General features: G+C 57.8%; 22 protein-coding genes and 1 tRNA gene. 15 read left to right on the forward strand and 8 right to left on the reverse strand.

Features of this window, described 5'->3' with window-relative positions; all coding sequences use genetic code 11:
• Positions 1-325: 325 nt before the first annotated feature.
• From ACRZ94_RS00210 to ACRZ94_RS00220, 3 genes are read right to left on the reverse strand one after another with little or no spacing between them, the layout of a single operon-like run.
• Positions 326-1,480 (reverse strand): HD domain-containing protein, encoded by a 1,155-nt coding sequence (locus ACRZ94_RS00210; protein WP_480651333.1) that lies wholly within the window; start codon positions 1,478-1,480, stop codon positions 326-328.
• Positions 1,477-1,722 carry a hypothetical protein gene (locus ACRZ94_RS00215; protein ID WP_480651331.1) on the reverse strand — a complete coding sequence of 82 codons (246 nt, stop codon included), beginning with the start codon at positions 1,720-1,722 and terminating at the stop codon, positions 1,477-1,479. Before ACRZ94_RS00215 ends, ACRZ94_RS00210 begins: the two co-directional genes overlap by 4 nt.
• Positions 1,722-2,375: an alpha/beta hydrolase gene (locus tag ACRZ94_RS00220; protein ID WP_480796400.1), complete on the reverse strand. Its 654-nt coding sequence runs from the start codon at positions 2,373-2,375 to the stop codon at positions 1,722-1,724. Before ACRZ94_RS00220 ends, ACRZ94_RS00215 begins: the two co-directional genes overlap by 1 nt.
• A 177-nt stretch (positions 2,376-2,552) precedes the next feature.
• Between ACRZ94_RS00220 and iscR the strand changes: the two genes are divergently transcribed.
• The 10 genes from iscR to ACRZ94_RS00270 all read left to right on the forward strand — a co-directional run bounded on the left by iscR (position 2,553) and on the right by ACRZ94_RS00270 (position 10,643).
• Positions 2,553-3,011, forward strand: a complete 459-nt coding sequence (gene iscR / locus ACRZ94_RS00225; RefSeq protein ID WP_480796401.1) for a Fe-S cluster assembly transcriptional regulator IscR — start codon at positions 2,553-2,555, stop codon at positions 3,009-3,011.
• Positions 3,012-3,068: 57 nt separating this feature from the next.
• Positions 3,069-4,112 (forward strand): cysteine desulfurase family protein, encoded by a 1,044-nt coding sequence (locus ACRZ94_RS00230; RefSeq protein WP_480796402.1) that lies wholly within the window; start codon positions 3,069-3,071, stop codon positions 4,110-4,112.
• Positions 4,113-4,131: 19 nt separating this feature from the next.
• The gene (gene sufB / locus ACRZ94_RS00235; protein WP_480651453.1) at positions 4,132-5,652 is read left to right on the forward strand and encodes a Fe-S cluster assembly protein SufB; all 1,521 of its coding nucleotides are present in this window, start codon (positions 4,132-4,134) and stop codon (positions 5,650-5,652) included.
• 3 nt (positions 5,653-5,655) lie between these two features.
• On the forward strand, positions 5,656-6,084 hold the full coding sequence (locus ACRZ94_RS00240) for a hypothetical protein (RefSeq protein ID WP_480796403.1): 429 nt from the start codon (positions 5,656-5,658) through the stop codon (positions 6,082-6,084).
• Positions 6,085-6,181: 97 nt separating this feature from the next.
• Positions 6,182-6,937, forward strand: a complete 756-nt coding sequence (sufC, locus tag ACRZ94_RS00245) for a Fe-S cluster assembly ATPase SufC (RefSeq protein ID WP_480651322.1) — start codon at positions 6,182-6,184, stop codon at positions 6,935-6,937.
• Complete coding sequence (locus ACRZ94_RS00250) at positions 6,937-8,217, forward strand: SufB/SufD family protein (protein WP_480796404.1); 1,281 nt, start codon at positions 6,937-6,939, stop codon at positions 8,215-8,217. The genes sufC and ACRZ94_RS00250 overlap by 1 nt, the downstream gene beginning before the upstream one ends.
• Entirely contained in the window at positions 8,217-8,702 is a 486-nt protein-coding gene (locus ACRZ94_RS00255) for a YIP1 family protein (protein WP_480651318.1), read from the forward strand. Before ACRZ94_RS00250 ends, ACRZ94_RS00255 begins: the two co-directional genes overlap by 1 nt.
• Positions 8,699-9,265, forward strand: coding sequence for a YIP1 family protein (locus ACRZ94_RS00260; protein ID WP_480796405.1), 567 nt, complete (start codon positions 8,699-8,701; stop codon positions 9,263-9,265). The genes ACRZ94_RS00255 and ACRZ94_RS00260 overlap by 4 nt, the downstream gene beginning before the upstream one ends.
• Positions 9,266-9,279: 14 nt before the next feature.
• On the forward strand, positions 9,280-10,500 hold the full coding sequence (locus tag ACRZ94_RS00265; RefSeq protein WP_480796406.1) for a cysteine desulfurase: 1,221 nt from the start codon (positions 9,280-9,282) through the stop codon (positions 10,498-10,500).
• Between the two features lie 66 nt (positions 10,501-10,566).
• A tRNA-Arg gene (locus tag ACRZ94_RS00270) sits at positions 10,567-10,643 on the forward strand.
• A gap of 103 nt (positions 10,644-10,746) precedes the next feature.
• Here ACRZ94_RS00270 and mepK read toward each other — a convergent pair.
• Entirely contained in the window at positions 10,747-11,316 is a 570-nt protein-coding gene (mepK, locus tag ACRZ94_RS00275) for a peptidoglycan L,D-endopeptidase MepK (protein WP_480651312.1), read from the reverse strand.
• 353 nt (positions 11,317-11,669) lie between these two features.
• Here mepK and ACRZ94_RS00280 point away from each other — a divergent pair, with 353 nt between their 5' ends.
• From ACRZ94_RS00280 to ACRZ94_RS00295, 4 genes are read left to right on the forward strand one after another with little or no spacing between them, the layout of a single operon-like run.
• Positions 11,670-13,274 (forward strand): L,D-transpeptidase family protein, encoded by a 1,605-nt coding sequence (locus ACRZ94_RS00280; RefSeq protein ID WP_480796407.1) that lies wholly within the window; start codon positions 11,670-11,672, stop codon positions 13,272-13,274.
• Between the two features lie 35 nt (positions 13,275-13,309).
• Complete coding sequence (gene lpxD, locus ACRZ94_RS00285; RefSeq protein ID WP_480651308.1) at positions 13,310-14,401, forward strand: UDP-3-O-(3-hydroxymyristoyl)glucosamine N-acyltransferase; 1,092 nt, start codon at positions 13,310-13,312, stop codon at positions 14,399-14,401.
• Positions 14,402-14,433: 32 nt separating this feature from the next.
• Positions 14,434-14,691 (forward strand): acyl carrier protein, encoded by a 258-nt coding sequence (locus ACRZ94_RS00290; protein WP_170324939.1) that lies wholly within the window; start codon positions 14,434-14,436, stop codon positions 14,689-14,691.
• A gap of 9 nt (positions 14,692-14,700) precedes the next feature.
• On the forward strand, positions 14,701-15,909 hold the full coding sequence (locus tag ACRZ94_RS00295) for a beta-ketoacyl-[acyl-carrier-protein] synthase family protein (protein ID WP_480796408.1): 1,209 nt from the start codon (positions 14,701-14,703) through the stop codon (positions 15,907-15,909).
• Positions 15,910-15,964: 55 nt separating this feature from the next.
• Here ACRZ94_RS00295 and ACRZ94_RS00300 read toward each other — a convergent pair whose 3' ends face one another.
• Positions 15,965-16,561, reverse strand: coding sequence for an invasion associated locus B family protein (locus tag ACRZ94_RS00300; RefSeq protein ID WP_480796409.1), 597 nt, complete (start codon positions 16,559-16,561; stop codon positions 15,965-15,967).
• A gap of 424 nt (positions 16,562-16,985) precedes the next feature.
• On the opposite strand from ACRZ94_RS00300, the gene ACRZ94_RS00305 reads away from it, so the two are divergent.
• On the forward strand, positions 16,986-18,527 hold the full coding sequence (locus tag ACRZ94_RS00305) for a helicase HerA-like domain-containing protein (RefSeq protein WP_480651302.1): 1,542 nt from the start codon (positions 16,986-16,988) through the stop codon (positions 18,525-18,527).
• A 45-nt stretch (positions 18,528-18,572) separates the two neighbouring features.
• On the opposite strand, the gene ACRZ94_RS00310 is transcribed toward ACRZ94_RS00305, so the two are convergent.
• The 3 genes from ACRZ94_RS00310 to ACRZ94_RS00320 form a co-directional block, all read right to left on the reverse strand.
• On the reverse strand, positions 18,573-18,824 hold the full coding sequence (locus ACRZ94_RS00310) for a hypothetical protein (protein ID WP_480651300.1): 252 nt from the start codon (positions 18,822-18,824) through the stop codon (positions 18,573-18,575).
• 188 nt (positions 18,825-19,012) lie between these two features.
• Positions 19,013-20,326: a branched-chain amino acid ABC transporter permease gene (locus tag ACRZ94_RS00315; RefSeq protein ID WP_480651298.1), complete on the reverse strand. Its 1,314-nt coding sequence runs from the start codon at positions 20,324-20,326 to the stop codon at positions 19,013-19,015.
• Entirely contained in the window at positions 20,323-21,333 is a 1,011-nt protein-coding gene (locus ACRZ94_RS00320) for a branched-chain amino acid ABC transporter permease (RefSeq protein WP_480796410.1), read from the reverse strand. The genes ACRZ94_RS00315 and ACRZ94_RS00320 overlap by 4 nt, the downstream gene beginning before the upstream one ends.
• Between the last annotated feature and the right edge of the window lies 1 nt (position 21,334).

Consider the following 21,334-nt stretch of genomic DNA (forward strand, 5'->3'; position numbering starts at 1 on the left):
TGGAGTTTTTGCGCCATTGAATCTGACCGGGCCACGCGCCTGACAAGGTTTGAAAAGTCAGGATTACCTTACTATTTTGAAATTGGCCTTCATGGTAACAAGAAATTGTTTTTAAATGTTTTTTGTTTATCCATAGATTGAAACATCTGTTTTTCAGGACATAATGTCTTGGTTTTCGACTTCGAAAATGACGCAAGGGTGGCTTGCTGACGGGGGGTCCGTCGACAAATATGCAGCCTGTTTGTTGATTGGTTAGATAGTTTCGAAGGTTTTCGCGTCTGTCGAAGCTCGGGGAAAAAGAGGCCATTTGGCCTCTTTTTCTTTTTCAGCTGACGGGTGTGGCAAAGAATTCTTGCAATTGCGGTGTTAGCCATGCCCACAGGCCAGGCGCACCGCGTTTGACCGGAGTTCCGACACGCTGTTCGATCTGGGCATAGGTGACGTTATAATCGGTCCACGATCCGCCTCCGGTTGCCAGATTGCCAATTGGGGCCTGAAAGCGGTCAATCGCCTTCGCAAACCGGGCATCCGCGCTGTTGGCCGCTTCGAATTCCTGCCACAAGGCCATGAACTCGGATTGTTGCTGTTCAGGCAGTAAGCCAAACAGGCGATCTGCGGCGGCCTGTTCCTCGGCCTCTTGTGCGGCGTGATCGACATGACCGTGGATCGGGTGGTCTCCGGCATCGATCTCGACAATATCATGCAGCAACAGCATTCTCAGCACGCGGTCAATTGAAACATCGGTGGACGCGTGATCGCTCAATATCCAAGCATAGAGCATGATATGCCACGAATGCTCGGCTGAGTTCTCAAATCGCGCACCATTCAGCAGGCGCGAGGCCCGGTAGACGGATTTCAACTTGTCTGTCTCAGCCAGAAAGGCCAGTCGCGATGAAAACGGTGTTTCCTGAGGCTTGTCGCCCAACAACAGGCTTTCCGCTGCCGCGTGGGCCTGCGAGAAATCTGTTTTCAGATAGGCTGCCCGCCCGCCATTCAGGTTGTCCTGCACGATAGCACGGTGTTCGGGCAGCGGGTCGGATGCGCACAGAACCTGAAACATCGGCTGGCAGCGGTCCAGCTGTTTGGCGAATTTCGCATCCGGGGTTTGGTCGGCCTCAAACTCTTGCCACAGGCTCAGACAGTCTTGCGACTGATCCGGGGGCAACAGGCCAAACAGCTCGGCTGCCGCGACTTGTTCTTGCTGTTCGACCGCGCTCCAATCGGTGTGCAGATGGATAGGGTGGTCGCCGACGATGATCTCAACCAGATCATGCAGCAACAGCATCCGGATCACGCGGTCGATGTCGACTGTTTTATCGGCCAGAGGCTGCATCACCAGCGCCCATAGGGCCAGTTGCCAGCTGTGTTCCGCCGCATTTTCTGGACGGGATTGATCCAACAGGAAATTGGCGCGATCAACCGATTTCAGGCCGTCCGCGCGTTTCAGGAATTCGATTTGCGCGGACAGTCTTTCGGTCATTTCAACTCAATCGCTTTGGTTTTCGATCTATGGTCCGACAACCGCTTGATCACGAATTGTCGGGCCTTGCGTTCGGCCAGCCGCACGCGGATTTCGGTCAGGAACGCCTCTTCCAAGGTCTGCGAGGACGCCCCCAGAAGTTCGCCCACCTCAACAAAAAAGCGGTCGTCACCGGTTTCGTCCATCACTTTCATCGTGTCCTCGGCCAGTTTGGAGGCCAGGATAATGATGGTATCAGACATCAGCGTGTGGTCTCGGTCAGTCGGCGTTTCACATAGTCGCTGACATCGGTAATCAGCGTGTCCATGTGACGATCCTGGAAGAAATGGTCGGCTTCTTCCACCTCGTTATGGGTGATGGTGATGCCTTTTTGCTCGTGCAGCTTGTTCACCAGCGCCGTGGTATCTGAGGGCGGCGCGACACGGTCGGCCGATCCGTTGATGATCAGACCCGAGGACGGGCAGGGTGCTAGGAAGGAAAAGTCGTACATGTTCGCGGGCGGCGATACGCTGATGAACCCGGTGATCTCGGGCCGGCGCATCAGCAGTTGCATACCGATCCATGCCCCGAACGAGAACCCAGCAACCCAGCAATGCTTGGAGTTGTTGTTCATCGACTGCAGGTAATCCAAAGCCGATGCCGCATCGCTCAGCTCACCCACGCCCTGGTCATATTCGCCCTGGCTGCGGCCAACGCCGCGAAAGTTAAAGCGCAACACGGTGAAGCCCATGTTGTAGAACGCGTAGTGCAGATTATAGACCACCTTGTTGTTCATGGTCCCGCCAAACTGAGGATGCGGGTGCAGCACGATGGCGATCGGTGCGTCTTTTTCCTTTTGCGGGTGGTAACGGCCTTCCAGGCGGCCTTCGGGTCCGGGAAAAATCACCTCGGGCATGTGTGCTTTGGTCCTGTCTTTTTCTTCCTGGTCTCCCGAGATACTTGACGGTTATGCTCGGGCACCTTAGAACGGTTCTAATTATATTGCGTTGCGCAAGTCGCTGTCCGTCGGAGATACGCACTGGTGGCGGCGGCGTCAATGTTTTCGCGCGGTGCCAGCCAGAAGGGGAAAAGAATGAAGCTGTCGACCAAAGGTCGCTATGCAATGGTCGCGTTGGCCGATATTGCGATTCAACCCGAGAACACCCTGGTTACACTCAGCGAAATTTCTGAACGTCAGGACATCTCGCTGCCCTATCTCGAACAGCTTTTTGTCAAGCTGCGCCGGGCGGATTTGGTGTCCTCGGTGCGCGGGCCCGGCGGTGGCTATCGTCTGAATCGCCCGGCCTCGGAAATTCGCGTGGTCGAGGTTCTGTCTGCGGTGGATGAGACCGTCGATGCGCTGCAAAAAGGGGCGGGTGCCTCGGGCGCGTCGTCCGGCAGCCGGGCGCAATCGCTGACCAACCGCCTATGGGAAAGCCTAAGCGCGAATGTTTACGTTTTTCTGCACCAGACACGCTTGTCTGATGTGATCAAGAACGATCTGGCGCCGTGCCCTGCGGTCCCCAGCCTGTTTGCCGTGGTGGATGAATAGCGTGGTGCTGGGGCTTCGGCACATATCGGGCGTTGCGGCATCGGAAAAGGTGACTCTGTGACTCGCGTTTATCTGGATCATAACGCAACGACGCCGCTGCGCCCCGAGGCCCGGGCGGCGATGATTGCTGCGATGGATGTCTGCGGCAACCCGTCCTCGGTCCATGCCGAAGGACGGGCGGCCAAAGCCTTGGTTGAACGCGCGCGGGCCCAGATTGCCGCCGCCTTTGGTGCAGATGGTGCGGATATCGTTTTTACCTCGGGATCGACCGAAGGGGCGGCACTTGCGCTGGCTGGGCGTGACCTGCGTGGCGCAGCTATCGAACATGATGCCGTAAGGTCGTGGATTTCTGAGGATTTGGCGGTTTCAAAGGACGGTCAGGTGCAGGTGACTGATCCGGGCCGCTCGACCCTGCAACTTGCGAATTCGGAAACCGGCATCGTGCAGACACTGCCGGATGGGCTGGCGGTGACGGATGCCACGCAGGCGTTTGGCAAATTGCCGGTCGCGTTCAACTGGATGGGATGCCAGATGGCGCTGATTTCTGCCCATAAACTGGGCGGTCCCAAGGGTGTTGGCGCGGTTGTCATGAAACGCGGCACAGATTTGCCTGCGCAGATCAAAGGTGGCGGACAGGAAATGGGCCGCCGGTCCGGGACAGAAAATGTCATTGGAATCGCGGGCTTCGGGGCCGCTGCTGAAGCGGCGGCACGGGATCTGGCCAATGGCGTTTGGGATCAGGTCAAAGAATTTAGAAATATTCTAGAAAAGGCCCTTGAGGCCAGTTCTAAAGCTACTATTTTTGTCGGGAAAGATCAGAGCCGTCTGCCAAACACCCTGTGTTTTGCAACCCCGGGCTGGAAGGGCGAAACGCAGGTCATGCAGATGGACCTTGCCGGGTTTGCCATCAGCGCAGGGTCCGCCTGTTCCAGCGGCAAGGTGCGCGCCAGCGCAGTGCTGACCGCGATGGGATATGACGAGGTGACCGCGGCCAGTGCGATACGCGTGTCGCTGGGGCCCGAAACTGTAGAAGAAGATGTGCTGCGTTTCGCCGAAGCGTGGCTTGAAAAAGAAAAGAAACATCGCGCGCGTGCCGCGTGATCTGACGGAGAGTAAGGAAATGGCCGCTTTGGACCAGACCCAAGTAAAAGAAGGCGTCGATCAGGAAACCGTGGATGCGGTGCGCGATGTAAGCACCTATAAATACGGTTGGGAAACCGAGATTGAGATGGAATATGCCCCCAAGGGGCTGAACGAAGATATTGTCCGTCTGATTTCGGGCAAGAACGACGAACCCGAATGGATGACCGAATGGCGACTGGCCGCGTTCGAACGCTGGAAGCAGATCGAAGAACCGAACTGGGCCATGGTCGACTATCCCGAGATCGATTTTCAGGACCAGTACTACTATGCCCGTCCGAAATCGATGGAAGAAAAACCCAAATCGCTGGATGAGGTCGACCCCAAGCTGCTGGCCACATACGAAAAGCTAGGTATCCCTCTGAAAGAACAGATGATTCTGGCCGGCGTCGAGGGGGCTGAAGACATCCCCGCAGAGGGCCGCAAGGTTGCTGTGGATGCGGTGTTTGACTCGGTATCCGTGGGCACGACGTTCCAGGCCGAATTGAAGAAAGCGGGCGTGATCTTCTGCTCGATCTCTGAGGCGATCAAGGAACATCCCGAGCTGGTCAAGAAATATCTCGGCACCGTGGTTCCTGTGTCCGACAACTATTATGCCACGCTGAACTCGGCCGTGTTCTCGGATGGTTCGTTCGTCTACATCCCGCCGGGCGTGCGCTGCCCGATGGAGCTGAGCACATATTTCCGCATCAACGCAGAAAACACCGGTCAGTTCGAACGCACGCTGATCATTGCCGACAAGGGTTCATACGTGTCCTACCTTGAGGGCTGCACTGCGCCCCAGCGTGACACGGCGCAGCTGCATGCCGCGGTGGTTGAGATCATTGTCGAAGAAGACGCCGAGGTGAAATACTCGACCGTTCAGAATTGGTTCCCCGGGGATGAGAACGGCAAGGGTGGCATCTATAATTTTGTGACCAAGCGCGCCGATTGCCGGGGTGACCGGTCCAAGGTGATGTGGACGCAGGTTGAAACCGGTTCGGCCGTGACTTGGAAATACCCGTCCTGCATCCTGCGCGGCGATGACAGCCAGGGTGAGTTCTATTCGATCGCGATCACCAACAACTACCAGCAGGCCGATACCGGCACCAAGATGATCCATCTGGGCAAGAACACCAAGTCGCGGATCGTGTCCAAAGGTATCAGCGCGGGCAAGGCGCAGAACACCTATCGTGGGCTGGTCTCGATGCACCCGAAGGCCAAGGACAGCCGCAACTATACCCAGTGTGACAGCCTGTTGATCGGCGACAAATGCGGCGCGCATACGGTTCCGTATATCGAGGTCAAGAACAACTCGTCCCGTGTGGAGCATGAGGCGACGACATCCAAGGTGGATGACGATCAGCTGTTCTATTGCCGCCAGCGTGGCATGGACGAAGAAGAGGCCGTGGCGTTGGTCGTCAACGGGTTCTGCAAGGACGTGCTGCAAGCGCTGCCGATGGAGTTTGCCATGGAAGCGCAGCAACTGGTCGCCATCTCGCTGGAAGGGTCGGTTGGCTGACCCATGAGCAATTCGGACTTCAAAAGCAGGATTGAACGTATTCAGTCCAACGAAGGTTCTGCCGTATTGCTGGCGGGCATTGGCGGCTCGACAGTCCAGCAAACAGCAGGACCAAAACGGCGTCCCGTTCTGCGGATTCTTGCCACGCTTTTTTGCGGTCTGCTTGGCTTTGCTGTCAGCCTGATACTGGCGTTCACGAATGCCAATTATGAAAAGATGAAGGTCGATGCTGCAGATGTTCCAGACTTCATTCAGTCTGTTCTGCTGACGGCTGGTCTGTCCGGGCTGATCTTTATGGCCTTTATTATTTGGGGCGCAAAAGCGCTGCTGACCTTCAAAAAGGGTCGGGCAAGAAATGCACCCATTGCAGCCTTTTTCATAGGTGCTGGCGTCGCATCGCTGGCACTGCGCCTGGCGGCTGCAGGGGGCTAACAGAATCGAGGGTCCGGGGCCGTGTTCGCCGCCTGGCCTGAAACATCGGGATAATGGCCGGAGCGCGCATCGCCCGGTCGGGAGAAAAGGAAGAAACATGCTGGAAATCAAGAACCTGCACGTGCAGCTTGAAGAAGAAGACAAGCAGATCCTCAAAGGTGTCGACCTGACGGTTGAGGCCGGTAAGGTACACGCGATCATGGGGCCCAACGGCTCGGGCAAGTCGACGCTCAGCTATGTGCTGTCGGGGCGCGATGGCTATGAGGTCACCGAAGGCTCGGCCACTCTGGATGGTGAAGACCTGTTGGAGATGGAGCCGGAGGAGCGCGCCGCCGCGGGTGTGTTCCTGGCGTTCCAGTACCCGGTCGAAATTCCGGGCGTTGGCAACATGACCTTCCTGCGAACTGCCGTGAACGCACAGCGCAAAGCACGCGGCGAAGAGGAACTGTCGGCGGCTGACTTCCTGAAAGAGGTCCGCGCCAAGGCCAAGTCGCTGAAAATCGATGCGGATATGCTGAAACGCCCGGTCAATGTGGGCTTTTCGGGCGGTGAGAAAAAGCGCAACGAAATCCTGCAGATGGCCATGCTGGAACCCAAGATGTGCATTCTGGACGAGACCGACTCGGGCCTAGACGTCGACGCGATGAAGCTGGTGTCCGAGGGCGTGAATGCCCTGCGCGACGAAGGCCGCGGGTTCCTGGTGATCACCCACTATCAGCGCCTGCTGGACCACATCAAACCCGATGTCGTGCACATCATGGCAGACGGTCGCATCGTCAAATCCGGCGGCCCGGAACTGGCGCTGGAAGTTGAGCATAACGGCTATTCCGACATTCTGGCCGAGGTGAACTGATGGCTTTACCGCAAGCAAAACAATCGGTTACGGACGAGCGTCTGGCGACCCTGGTGCTGCCCGAAGGCGGCTGCACGCGCGCCGCGCGCGAAGATGCCCTTGCGCGTGTTCAGGAAATGGGCCTGCCCAGCCGTCGCGACGAATACTGGAAATACACCCGTCCCGACACGCTGGTATCGGCGGACGCGCCGCAGGCTGCGGTGTTTGACGATGGCGAGTCGCTGGTGTTTTCAGCCATCGACAGCCTCAAGATCGTGTTCGTCGACGGTGTTTACAGCCCCGAGGACTCGGATGATCTGAGCCTCGAAGGCGTCAAGATTGACCGGATTGAGGATATCTGCGGCAAGGATATCCACTGGGCCAAGCAACTTTACGGTACGCTTGAGGCGCGCGGGCAGGTGCCTGTGCAGCGCCCTCTGGCGGCGTTGAACACGGCTTTTGCCAAGGATGGTGTGGCCATCCACGTGACGGGCAAGCCGTCAAAGCCCATCTGTCTGGTCTATCGCCATGCGTCCGAGAATTCGGATGCGATGCTGCACCACATAATCCGCGTTGAACCCGAAGCCGAACTGACCGTGCTTGAGGTTGGCCCGGCGGCGTCGCGTTTCAACAAGTGCATGGAGATCGACATCGCCGACACCGGCGCGTTGCATCACATCCGTGCGCAAGGCCGCGATCATGAGCGTCGCGCGGTGACGCATATGTTCACGCGCCTTGGTAAGGAATCGACCTATAAGTCCTTTACCCTGACCGCGAATGGCGTTCTGACCCGCAACGAACAGATCGTGGAACTGACCGGTGACGATGCGGTGGCCCATGTGGCCGGGGCCTGCGTGGGTGACGGCGACTTCCACCACGACGATACGGTGTTCATCACCCATGACGCGGTGAATTGCGAAAGCCGTCAGGTGTTCAAAAAGGTGCTGCGCAATGGCGCGACCGGTGTGTTTCAGGGCAAAATCCTTGTGAAAGAGGGCGCGCAGAAGACGGACGGGTATCAGATCAGCCAGTCTCTGCTGTTGGATGACGACAGCCAGTTCCTCGCCAAGCCGGAGCTTGAGATCTATGCCGATGACGTTGCGTGTTCGCACGGGTCGACATCCGGGGCGATCGATGAAACGGCTTTGTTCTATCTGCGGTCACGTGGTGTACCTGTGAAGGAGGCCACCAACCTGCTGACACTGGCCTTTCTGGCCGAGGCGGTGGACGAGATCGAAGACAGCGCATTGGCCGAAGAGATCGTGACCCGTCTGGAAGGCTGGTTGGCGCGTCACAGCTAATGCCTGTCACTACAGATATCGTGGCCACGTACCGGGGGCCGGGGCGCGTGGTGCGTCGGCTTCTGGAATTGGGTGAACGGGAAGACCGGGCGCTGATCTTTGTCATGGGGTTCTGCGTGGTGGCATTCATCGCGCAACTGCCCGGCCTTGCCCGCCGTGCGCACCTTGAGGGGCTGGAGCTGAACGCCCTGATGGGGGCCGCGCTGTTTGGGACGGTTTTTCTGCTGCCGTTGCTCTTTTACGTCCTGTCGTTTGTATCCTTTGGGGTGGCGCGGTTGTTTGGTGGCCATGGCACGTCCTATGGTGCACGTCTGGCCTTGTTCTGGGCATTGTTGTCCTCGACCCCATTGCTATTGTTACATGGTCTGGTCGCGGGTTTCATCGGCTCGGGCCCGGTGCTGACGGCAGTGGGCGCGCTGTGGTTTGTGGTGTTCCTGTGGTTCTGGCTGGCCGGGCTGGTGCATGCGCAAAGGCAGGTGAAATGACCCAGATATCGCTTGCTAACCTTGCCGTTCAGACGGTATCGAACCCGGCCCAGACCGCCCGGTACCTTCTGACGATTAACCCCCAGCGCGAGGTTCTCTGGCTGGGATTTTTTCTTGCCGTTGTCCTAAGCTGCCTGTTGCAACTGGCTATCGGGCAGTTTTTGCCGGTGGTCGACGGCCAAACGGCCCCGCAGAGCGATCCGGTGGTGCTGATCCTTGCCCGATCGGCAGGTGCGATGATGCTGACTGTGGCCACTTTTCTGATCATAGGGCGCCTTTTGGGCGGGGTTGCCAGTTTCGATGACATCTTCCTTTTGACGATCTGGGTGCAATATCTGCAGATTGCCGGGCTGGTTCTGACATTGATCTCGCTGCTGGTAATGCCTTTTCTGATCCTGATGATTACGCTCGCCATTGCGGTTTTGAGCCTTTACGTCTCGCTTCATTTCCTGAATGAAGCACATAAATTCGGTTCGCTCTGGAAATCCTTTGGGGTCATCTTACTGTCCGCTCTGGTGGCGGTGCCCTTTGTCCTCGCATTTGCGCCCAGCGGCCCGGTATAGGAACGAAAAAGACCATGTATGACGTAGAAAAAATCCGCGCCGATTTTCCGATCCTGTCGCGCGAGGTCAACGGCAAGCCGCTGACCTATCTGGACAATGGCGCCTCGGCGCAAAAACCGCGGGTCGTGATCGATGCGGTGACCCGCGCCTATGCCGAGGAATACTCGAACGTTCATCGCGGGTTGCATTACCTGTCCAATCTGGCGACCGAGAAATACGAATCCGTGCGGGGCACCATTGCGCGCTTTCTGGGCGCGGCGGATGAGGATGAGATCGTCCTGAACTCGGGCACGACCGAGGGCATCAACCTTGTGGCCTATGGCTGGGCCATGCCGCGCCTGAAGGCGGGGGATGAGATCGTTTTGTCGGTCATGGAGCATCACGCCAACATCGTGCCCTGGCATTTTCTGCGCGAACGGCAGGGCGTGGTTCTGAAATGGGTCGACACGGATGCCGAGGGCGGGCTGGACCCGCAGGCGGTGATCGACGCAATCGGCCCGAAAACCAAACTGGTGGCTGTGACCCAGTGCTCCAACGTTCTGGGCACAATTGTCGATGTCAAAGCGATCACCGAAGGGGCCCATGCCAAGGGCGTTCCGGTGCTGGTGGATGGCAGCCAGGGCGCGGTGCATATGCCCGTGAACGTGCAGGATATTGGCTGCGATTTTTATGCCATCACCGGGCACAAGCTTTATGGTCCGTCGGGTTCGGGCGCGATCTATATCAAGTCTGAGCGCATGGCCGAGATGCGCCCCTTTATCGGCGGCGGTGACATGATCAAAGAGGTCAGCAAAGATCAGGTGATCTACAACGACCCGCCCATGAAGTTTGAGGCCGGAACCCCTGGTATCGTGCAAACCATCGGTCTGGGTGTCGCACTGGATTACATGATGGATCTGGGGATGGAGAACATCTCGGCGCATGAGGCCGGGATTCGCGACTATGCGATGCAACGCCTGACCGGTCTGAACTGGCTGCAGGTCCAGGGCACACGCCCCGACAAGGCGGCCATCTTCAGCTTTACGCTGGACGGGGCAGGGCATGCCCATGACGTGTCGACTATTCTGGACAAAAAAGGCGTCGCGGTGCGCGCCGGGCACCATTGTGCTGGCCCACTGATGGATCATCTTGGGGTGACGGCAACCTGCCGCGCCAGTTTCGGCCTTTATAATACAACGGATGAGGTCGACACTCTGATCGACGCGCTGGAATTGGCGCATGATCTGTTTGCGTGAAACCTATCTGATCGGGGTGGATTTGCAGTTGCACCCGGATCGGAACAAGGTTAGCTAACGGCCAAGGCACCTGTAGCTCAGCTGGATAGAGCGCTGCCCTCCGAAGGCAGAGGCCAGAGGTTCGAATCCTCTCAGGTGCGCCATTCTTCCAATTCGCCGTTCGACCTTGATGGGTATTGCGCCCAATATTCAGAATCAAAAAAAGACACCCAAAGGCGCCTGTTTTTGAAATGCTATGGTGGCGGATTAGCCGCCCCAGCTGCGGACCTCACCGCAATCCATATGGACGAAATTGGAACGGGAGTATTTGCCAACGCCACCGGCGCGGCAGGACATGGCCGCCCGAGCCATTTGCGAGACCGAGCGTGACGACAAACGCAGATCAGCGGCTTGGCCCTTCATATGAAGCGAGTTCTTGGCAACCCGGCGCGAGCGGGATCGCAACATGGCGTTGGTTTGCGGCGAACGATAGCCGGACAGCAGCATGTAGGGTTCGTTGACGTCCAGCATGTTGTGCGAGGCTGCCATGATGTCGATGGTGCGCAGATCCATGTCCTTGACTTGATCGGTACGCCAGTCGCGCATGAAGTGGTTCACTTCTTTGACAGCGTCCTTGATGTACTTGCCATCGACCCAATATATCATATCGATACGCTCACCGGTGCGACCGGAATACATGCGAATGCGACGAATATCGCCACCACCGCGAAGGAACCCTGCTGCGTTGGAATATGTTGGTGCGGCTATGACTGCTGTTGCTGCGAATGCACCCAATAGGGCACGCCGGGTCAAGCCCGAAGTACTGCTCTTCGTCATTTTGTTTCGTCCCGTACTGTTCCTGCCTGCACACGATGTTACGCGCGCGTTCTTAATTTTTCCCATCCCAGATGGCGAATTTATGGCACAGACGCGAAAACCAGCCAAGAAGTCTTTCATATTCACCTTTTCAAGGGGGAATTTTCGGCAATTTTTTGCGCAGGTGATGTTTTTCTGTAAGATTTAAAGGCAGTTGGCCCTGCGAGGATGCCGGGCGATGCAAAGTGGCATCACGCGGGGAAAGATGCAGTGAAGTGATGCATTTGTGAATAGACAACCCGCCTGTGGCGCAAACATATTGTAAGAAAGCGCGTTCCCAGCGTGAAAAAAATGAGAATTATCAAGGTCATCCCATGTTGTCAGGTTTTCGTACACGTACTGGTTTTCTTTTAACGGCATGTTTTCTGGCGTCGGCCTCGATTGTGGGTGCGCAGACCCAGTCGCAAACCGCCTATCAGATGGCTGTGGCCGAATTTGCTCCGGCAGGCAGTGGGATTGCTGCGTTTTATCGCGAAAACGGATTCGCCCCGCTTTGGGTGGGGGAAACAGCAGATCACAAGGCAAGGCGCGCACGACTGATTCAAGCTCTGTCATCAACGGATATGCACGGGCTGCCGCGCGGGTCCCACAGCGTTCAGGCGCTTTTGGAGCAGATGCAGAATGCGCGCACGACACGGGATATGGGGGCCGTTGAAATCCAGCTGACCCGCGCTTTTGTGGAATATGCCAAAAACCTGCAATCGGGCGCGCTGCGCCCAGGTGAGATCGACGACGGCCTTGTACGCGAGGTTGAGCGGGCATCGGGCAAAGATCACCTCAAGGCGTTGGCTTCGGCCGAAGGCGACAGCTATTTTGATGATCTTGCGCCGCAGTCCACCCAGTATCGCGCATTGATGAAACAGAAACTCGTGCTCGAGTCCCTGATAAAACAAGGGGGATGGGGCGCGACGGTTCCGGTGGCCAAGCTGGAACATGGCGACACGGGGCCCAATGTCATAAAACTGCGCAATCGTCTGGTGGCGATGGGGTATCTGCGCCCGACGGCAAACCCAGATTTCGACGATGCGTTGCTGGTGGCTGTGCAGGCCTTTCAAAACGACCATGGCCTCGCAACGGATGGGGTGGCCGGGCAAGGCACGCTCACTGAACTGAACCGCAGCGCGTCCGAGCGGCTGAAATCCGTCTATGTTGCCCTGGAACGGGAACGCTGGTTGCCGCGCGAACGGGGGGAACGGCATATTCTGGTCAACCAGGCGGATTTCTCGGCCAAGATCGTGGATGACGGATTGGTCACTTTCGAAACCCGCGCCGTGATCGGTAAAAACGTCCATGACCGCCGCAGCCCCGAATTCTCGGACGAGATGGAGCATATGGTCATCAACCCAAGTTGGTACGTGCCGCGCTCGATCATCACCAAGGAATACCTGCCGCAATTGCAGTCAAATCCAAACGCCGTGGGGCATATCCACATCACTGACCGCAGCGGGCGTCAGGTCGACAGGGGCGCTGTGGATTTCACACAGTTCACCGCGCGGAACTTCCCGTTTGCGATGCGTCAGCCGCCCAGCAAAAGCAATGCGCTGGGTCTGGTGAAGTTCATGTTCCCGAACCAATACAACATCTATCTGCATGATACGCCTCAGAAATCCTTGTTCGCGCGTGAGGTTCGTGCCTTTTCGCACGGCTGTATCCGCCTGGCGCAACCTTTTGAGTTCGCCTATGCCCTGCTGGCCAAGCAGGAAGAGGACCCAAAGGCGTTTTTCCACCGCATTCTGAACTCGGGCAAAGAGACGACCGTGCATCTGGAACAGCACGTTCCGGTCCATCTGGATTACCGCACCGCTTACATCGGCCCCAAAGGCAAGGTTCAGTACCGTCGCGATGTCTATGAGCGGGATGAAAAAATCTGGGCGGCTCTGCAGAAAGCAGGGGTGGTCCTGCCGGACGTTCAGGGGTAATCAGCAGGGCAGGTCCTTAAACCGGGAAGCCCGACATGCAGTATACCATCCAGCAAATCGCCGACGCCCTTGGGGCGGCCAGTGAGGGCGACACCAGCCTGATCATTAACCGTGCGGCTGAGCCCGGCGATGCGACGACGTCAGATCTGGCGATGGCCATGTCTCCCAAATTTGCCGAGGCGCTGAGCCAGGGTTCAGCCCGTGCGGCGATCCTTTGGGAAGGTGCGGATTGGCAGACATTGGGGCTGGAGGCTGCGATTTTCGTGCCCCGCCCCCGTATGGCAATGGCGGGTGTGACCGCAATGCTGGATCGCGGGCAGGGGGTTGAGCCGGGCATTCACCCTTCGGCGGTGATCGACCCGACGGCTGAGATTGGTGAGGGGGCCTCGATAGCGCCTTTGGCGGTGATCGGTGCGCGGGTTCGGATCGGCAAGAACGCAGTGATCGGCGCGCATTGTGTGATCGGCATGGATGCCGTTCTGGGTGATAATGTGGTTTTGCGCGAAATGGTCAGCATCGGCGCGCGCGCGCAAATCGGCGACCGCTTTATCGCGCAACCCGGTGCGCGGATCGGCGGCGACGGCTTTAGCTATGTCACACCCGAGGTGTCGGGGGCCGAGAATGCTCGGAAAACCCTTGGAGATCAGGGCGATGCGCGGGCGCAAAGCTGGCTGCGTATCCATTCATTGGGCGCGGTTGAGATTGGGGATGATGTTGAAGTCGGCTCGAACTGCACCGTCGACAATGGCACGATCCGCAACACCAAGATCGGCAGCGGATCCAAGCTGGATAACCTGGTTCATGTCGGCCACAACACGCGGGTAGGGCAGGATTGTCTTTTGTGCGGGCAAACCGGTGTTTCGGGCTCGGTCGAGATCGGCAATAACGTGGTTCTGGGCGGCCAGACCGGCGTAGTCGACAATATCTTTATTGGGGACGGCGTGATATCCGGCGGCGGCACCAAGATTCTGTCCAATGTGCCCGCAGGCCGTGTGATCATGGGCTATCCGGGCATCAAGATGGCAACCCATACCGAAATCTACAAAGCCCAGCGTCGCCTGCCGCGTATGGCGCGTGACGTAGAGGCGTTGAAAAAGGCGGTTTTCAAACAGCCCCCGAGCGATTAAATCATCCGCAACGGGTTAATCAGAGGACCGACATGAGCATCACCGACCGCGTCATCGCAATCATTGCTGAGCAGGCCGTGCTGGAGCCTTCGGATGTCACACCCGAAAGCACGCTTGAGGATCTGGGCATCGACAGTCTGGGTCTGGTCGAAAGCATCTTTGCCATCGAGGAAGAGTTCGACATTTCCGTCCCCTTCAACGCCAACGAGCCCGAGGCCAGCGATTTCGATATCTCGAATGTCGCGGCCATCATTGCCGGTATCGAAAAGCTTGTGTCGGAAAAGGTCTGATCCCCTCCGATGAAACGCGTAGTCATTACCGGCGCCGGGACGATCAACTCGCTGGGCCATTCCGTTCCCGATACGCTGGAGGCCATGCGCGAAGGGCGCTGTGGGATTTCCCCGCTTGAGTTTCGGGATGTGGATCGCCTGTCCATCAAAATCGGCGGTCAGGTGCGCGGGTTTGAGGCCGAGGGCCGTTTTAACCGCCAACAGATGAGCCTTTACGACCGGTTCACTCAATTCACGTTGACCGCCGCGAAAGAGGCGATTGATCAGTCCGGTATCAAGTTCAACGGTGAGCTTGCCGCCCGGTCAGGTGTCGTACTGGGCACGGCCGGTGGCGGTGTGTCGACCTGGGACGACAATTACCGGTCGGTCTATGAAGACGGCAAGAACCGGGTGCATCCCTTTGTTGTGCCAAAGCTGATGAACAACGCAGCGGCCAGCCATGTGTCGATGGAACACAACCTCAAAGGCCCCAGCTTTACCGTTTCCACCGCATGCGCGTCATCCAACCACGCAATGGCGCAGGCGTTCCAGATGGTGCGCAGCGGGGCGGCTCCGGCGATGGTCACCGGTGGGTCGGAATCGATGCTGTGCTTTGGCGGCGTGAAAGCCTGGGAAGGGTTGCGCGTGATGTCCAAGGACGCCTGCCGCCCGTTCAGCGCGAACCGGAACGGCATGGTTCAGGGCGAAGGTGCGGGTGTTTTTGTGTTCGAGGAATACGATCACGCCCGGGCGCGCGGGGCCGAGATTCTGTGTGAGGTCGTGGGGTTTGCCATGTCCTCGGATGCGTCGGACATCGTTATGCCCAGCAAACAAGGGGCTGCACGGGCCATGGCCGGAGCTTTGGCCGATGCGCGGCTGAATGCGGATCAGGTGGGCTATATCAACGCCCACGGCACCGGGACGGCAGCCAATGACAAAACCGAATGCGCGGCTGTTGCGGATGTGTTCGGTCCGCATGCGGATGATCTGATGATCTCATCCACAAAGTCCATGCATGGTCACCTGATCGGCGGCACCGGGGCGGTTGAGCTGTTGGCCTGTATCATGGCACTGCGGGATGGGGTGATTGCTCCTACCATTGGCTATGAAGAGCCCGACCCCGAATGCGCGTTGGATGTGGTGCCGAATGTCGCCCGAGAGGCAAAGGTTGACGTTGTTCTCAGTAACGCCTTTGCGTTTGGCGGATTAAACGCTGTATTGGCGCTAAAACGTGCCTGAAGGCCAATGGAACATCGCCGCTGGATAGCCCCAGCGGCGACGTTCGTTTCATCGATTACCTCCGGAACGGAGTCAGCGTTTCGAACCCTTTGGTAAAGCCGGCCAGAGAAACTTCGGCCTGCTGCAACTGCTGAGGGAGAACGATCGAAACCCATGAAATGGTTGCGGTTGTTCCTGCCTTCATGGCGTCGATATCATTCTGCGCGAAACCCAGTTGAGCCACGCACCCAACCGGGTTGCAGTGATGATAGTTGTAGCGTTTGCCCGGTGCGCCATCGATCGAAATGGCAATTTGCGCTTGCAGCGTTGTTTCCAATGGAACAGTAACGCTGGCCGCGCCCACGGCTGCGATCCCTTCAGGTAGCTTTTCGATGGTAATCTCGGCGATTGGCTGGCCTTCCGGTCCCGACAGAATTTGGCGCAGCAGGCACGGATCTTCGCCCTCTTCCAGCTTCAGACAGGTCAGGTCCCAGTCTTCGAATTCTTCTCTGACATATTGCTCGCCAACCCGGGGACCGCTTTCGCCGAGGTCAAGCTCGGACCCGGCTTCGGTCTGCGGTACTTCGTTTTCGGGTTGTGCCTCTTGTGCGTAAACAGCGCCAGTGCACAGCGCAGCGGCCACCACAGTGAAGGGGATAAGTTTCTTGATCATGAATGCCTCGGCAGAGTGATTGAGCTTTTTTCTGGCTCATACCATCCTTCGGCTACAGTGTCAGGTCTTAACCTGCGCCATCGGATTGTTGTGAACGTTTTTTTGCCGTTTTCGCTGGGCTTACCCAAAAAAGAAGAGAGCCGGTGGAGCGGCTCCCTTCAAAAATTTTCTCCCCGTCGGACTGGCCGACTTAGTTATGCGCAGACGTTACGAAAGGCGGGGCCATCGGTCAACTGCTAACCTGAAATTTAATGGTTGTTACAGCATTTCCTTAAAAAAGACCGCGCCCAAGGGCGCGGCCAGTCGACAGGGAGGAAGTCTGCCGCCCCGAACCAATGGCCACGAGGGCGGCAAATAGACTATCGCAGTCAAAGGTTAACTTTGTATGCTGGGTGCAGATCGGTAGAATTAAGGCCTTGCAGATATGAACAAAAACATCTTTCTCGGTGGCGGGGGTAACGACTACAGCCAGCCTCAATCCCTGACACTGAAATATGCCAACCGGCATGGGCTGATCGCCGGTGCGACGGGGACCGGCAAGACGGTCACGCTGCAGATATTGGCCGAGGGGTTCTCGCAAGCGGGGGTGCCGGTCTTTTTATCCGACGTCAAAGGCGATCTGTCTGGTTTGGCCAAAGCGGGCAGTGAGACACATAAGCTGCATCAGGCGTTTCAGGATCGTGCGACCCGCATCGGGTTTCAGGACTACGCCTATGCCGCATGCCCTGTGACCTTTTGGGATTTGTTCGGACAGCAAGGACACCCGGTGCGCACGACCGTGACCGAGATGGGTCCGCTGTTGTTGTCGCGCCTCATGGATCTGAGCGAGGCGCAGGAAGGTATTCTGAATATCGCATTCCGCGTGGCAGATGAGGAAGGCATGCCGCTTCTGGACCTCAAGGATTTGCAGGCGTTGCTGGTGTGGATTGGTGAGAACCGCGCGCAGCTGTCTTTGCGCTATGGCAATGTCTCGACCGCATCAATCGGGGCGATCCAGCGGCGCTTGCTGGTGCTGGAAAACCAGGGCGGCACCAATCTGTTTGGCGAACCCGCACTGGAACTGGCGGATTTGATGCGCACGGATGAAAATGGGCAGGGGATGGTGAATATCCTCGCCTCGGACAAGCTGATGGGGTCGCCCAGGCTATATGCCACGTTCCTGCTGTGGTTGCTGAGCGAGCTGTTCGAGGAACTGCCCGAGGTCGGCGACCCCGACAAACCCAAACTGGTGTTTTTCTTTGATGAGGCGCATCTGCTGTTCGAAGACGCGCCCAAGGTACTGGTCGATAAGGTTGAACAAGTGGCTCGGCTGATCCGTTCCAAAGGTGTGGGGGTCTATTTCATCTCGCAGAACCCTGCGGATATTCCCGAGGATATTCTGGGTCAGCTTGGCAACCGTGTGCAGCACGCCTTGCGCGCCTTTACGGCTCGGGACCGAAAGAATCTGCGCCTTGCCGCCGAGACCTATCGCGAAAACCCGGCTTTCGATACCGAGGCCGCCATCCGTGAGGTCGGCGTGGGTGAGGCGGTGACCTCGATGTTGCAGAAAAAGGGCGTTCCGGGGGTTGTAGAAAGAACGTTGATCCGACCGCCCGGCAGCCAGCTTGGACCGATTGAGCCAGCCGAACGTACGGCCATTTTGGCAGCCTCGCCAATGCAGGCCAAATACGGGACCTTGAAAGATCGAAAATCCGCCTTTGAAATCCTGCAGGCCCGGTCAGATCAGGCCGCGCAAGCCGCCGCCGAGGCCGAAGAGCAGGAGGAAACACAAACCGTTGCAGAACGAGAATTCGCAACGGCGCGCCGCTATTCCGGCAGTCGGGTCGGGCGGTCCTCTTCGCGCGTGACTCGGCAGAAAGACACATTTGCCACCGCCATGACCGACGCGGTTATCAAAGAGCTGAAAGGCACAACCGGGCGCCGCATCGTTCGCGGAATTCTGGGCGGATTGTTCCGCGCCAGATAGATCAGGGGCGCCGGGCTGCCAAAGGTCCGCCCGGCGCGCAGCACATCAGCCCAGTTGACGCTGGCCTTCCTGTTGGCAATAGGCGTCCGCCTCACTGACCGACATTTTGGTCGCCGGGAAATCAATCGCCCGGTCCCAGACAACGCGATCAGGGCGGTACAGCTGACAGGTGACTTCGCCTTTGGGGGTCTGGATCGTGACCGGATCGGTTTCAAAATCCTTGGGCGAGGGGATACAGGCGGCCAGGCTGATCACAACCGGCAGCAGCAGAATCTTGGGGATATACGAAGGTTTCATGTGTCGTCTTCTTACTCTCGAAAGGTGACCTGTAGTATCAGCGTGAACTGACTAATTTAACGTGAAGGCGATCTGGCGCGGGTCCGGACAGTGCCCAACTGTCATTCGGTCTATTCATGTTCCGAAGATGAATCAAGAAACCGCGCCGATGACGCAGCGCGGTTTCAAAAATTTAGCAGAAATTTGATCTATTTTTCGGGGATTAGACCTCTTGGGCTGAATCTGAGGACAATCAACAGGATCAAACCCATGGTGAACAGGCGCATATGCGCGGCGCTGTCGATCAGATGCGATTTGAGCCCGCTGCCATCCGGCAGTCCAGAGGTGATCAGGTTCATCAGCCACAGCCCCATAGGTTCGACCTGAACCCACAGGAACCAGATCAGAAAGGCCCCTAGTACGGCGCCGAAATTATTGCCCGACCCGCCGACAATCACCATGACCCACACCAGGAAGGTAAAGCGCAGCGGGTTGTATGTGCCCGGCGTCAACTGCCCATCCAGCGTGGTCATCATCGCACCAGCAATGCCGCAAATGGCAGAGCCCAGAACGAAAATCTGCAAGTGGCGGCGGGTGACATCTTTGCCCATCGCCTCGGCCGCGACCTCATTGTCGCGAATGGCGCGCATCATGCGGCCCCACGGGCTTTTCAACGCCATCTGCGCCATCCAAAGCAGCAACAGCAGCACGATGGTAAACAGCAGCGAATAGCCCAGCTTGACCGACAGGGTCGAGGCTGTGACCGGATCGATCCCAAGCCAATCGGCCCGCGCGAGGAATGAGGGGTCTTGTTGTAACTCAACCTCATAGCCCACCACGGGCGAAGGGCGCGGGATGCCGTAGACATTCTTGACCCCACGGGCCAGCCAGTCTTCGTTTTTCATGATCGCGATGATGATTTCGGCAATGCCCAGTGTCGCAATCGCCAGATAGTCCGAACGCAGCCCCAGAGCGGTTTTCCCGATCAGCCACGCGGCCCCGGCGGCCAAGAGCCCGCCCGCAGGCCAAGCCAGCAGAACGGGCAGGTTCAGGCCGCCAATATTGCCCGCAACGGCGGGATCAATCGCCTCAATCGCTGCGATATTAGGGTCGAACACGGCGCGGTAGATGAAGAAACCCGCAATCAGGATCGCGATGATCGACAGCGTACGAACGCGGCCTTTCTGCATCTTTTGCGAGATCATGACAGCGGCCACGACGGTCGCGGCCCCCAGCAACAGCGCAAGGATGACGCCGTAACCACCGGCGGTCCAGGCCCCCGGCGTCGGCGGGGTTGAAACCAGCACAACTGCCAACCCGCCCAGCGCGACAAAGCCCATAACGCCGACGTTAAAAAGGCCCGCAAACCCCCATTGCAGGTTCACGCCCAGCGCCATGATGGCCGAGATCAGCCCCATATTCAGGATCAGGATCGCGGCGTTCCAGCTTTGCGTGAACCCGGTCAGAAGGATCAGCCCACCAACGACAACGAAAAGCAGCGTGTTTTTGACAGACACGGTCATACCGCTTTCCCCTTGAACAGGCCCGTGGGCTTAAACAGCAACACAATCAGCAAGATAACGAAGCTGACGGCGAATTTATAATCGGTGGACAGGAACTGGACCAATCCCGACGGCTCAAGGCTTTCGGGGGCCAGATAGGTAAGGACCTTTTTCCAGGCATAGGTGATCGTCACCTCGGAAAACGCGATGATGAACCCGCCTGCGATGGCCCCCAGCGGGTTGCCGAGGCCGCCCACGATGGCCGAGGCAAAGATCGGCAGCAGAAGCTGAAAATAGACAAACGGCTTAAAGCTTTTGTCCAGCCCGTACAGAACCCCCGCCGTGGTCGCCAGTGCGGCCACGATGATCCACGTGATCATCACCACGCGTTCGGGGTTGATACCGGACAGCAGCGCCAGATCCTCGTTATCCGAATAGGCGCGCATCGATTTTCCGGTGCGGGTTTTGTTCAGGAACCAGAACAGCAGCACCACAGCCAGAACGGCCACAACCACGGTAATGCCCTGAGAGGTTTTGATCGCCAGCCCCTCACGCAGCCCGGTCATTTCCTTGAAATCCCGCGCCGAGACGATGAACCTTGCACCGTCCGAGAACCGTTGATCATCCGGCCCGATGATGAACCGCACGAGGCCGTTCATGATGAACATCACACCCATCGACACGATCACCAGTATGACCGGTTTGGCCTTTTGGTCTCGGTAGAACCTGTAAACCAGCCGGTCTGTGATCAGCACCAGAACGATACAGCCCAGAATGGCAAAGGGCAGGGCCAGCAGAGCGGTCGGAAGCGGCCCGAAATTGACCCCGGCGGCCTGCAGGCCCCACGTCACCAGCACGGCGATCATCGCACCAAAGGCCATCGTATCGCCATGGGCAAAGTTCGAGAACCGCAGGATGCCATAGATCAGCGTCACCCCCAGAGCGCCCAACGCCAACTGGCTGCCATAAGCGATTGCGGGAACAAGAACGAAGTTGGAGAGCGCCACAAGGGCGTTGAGGAAGTCCATG

It is taken from the genome of Ruegeria sp. CH10, assembly GCF_056537125.1.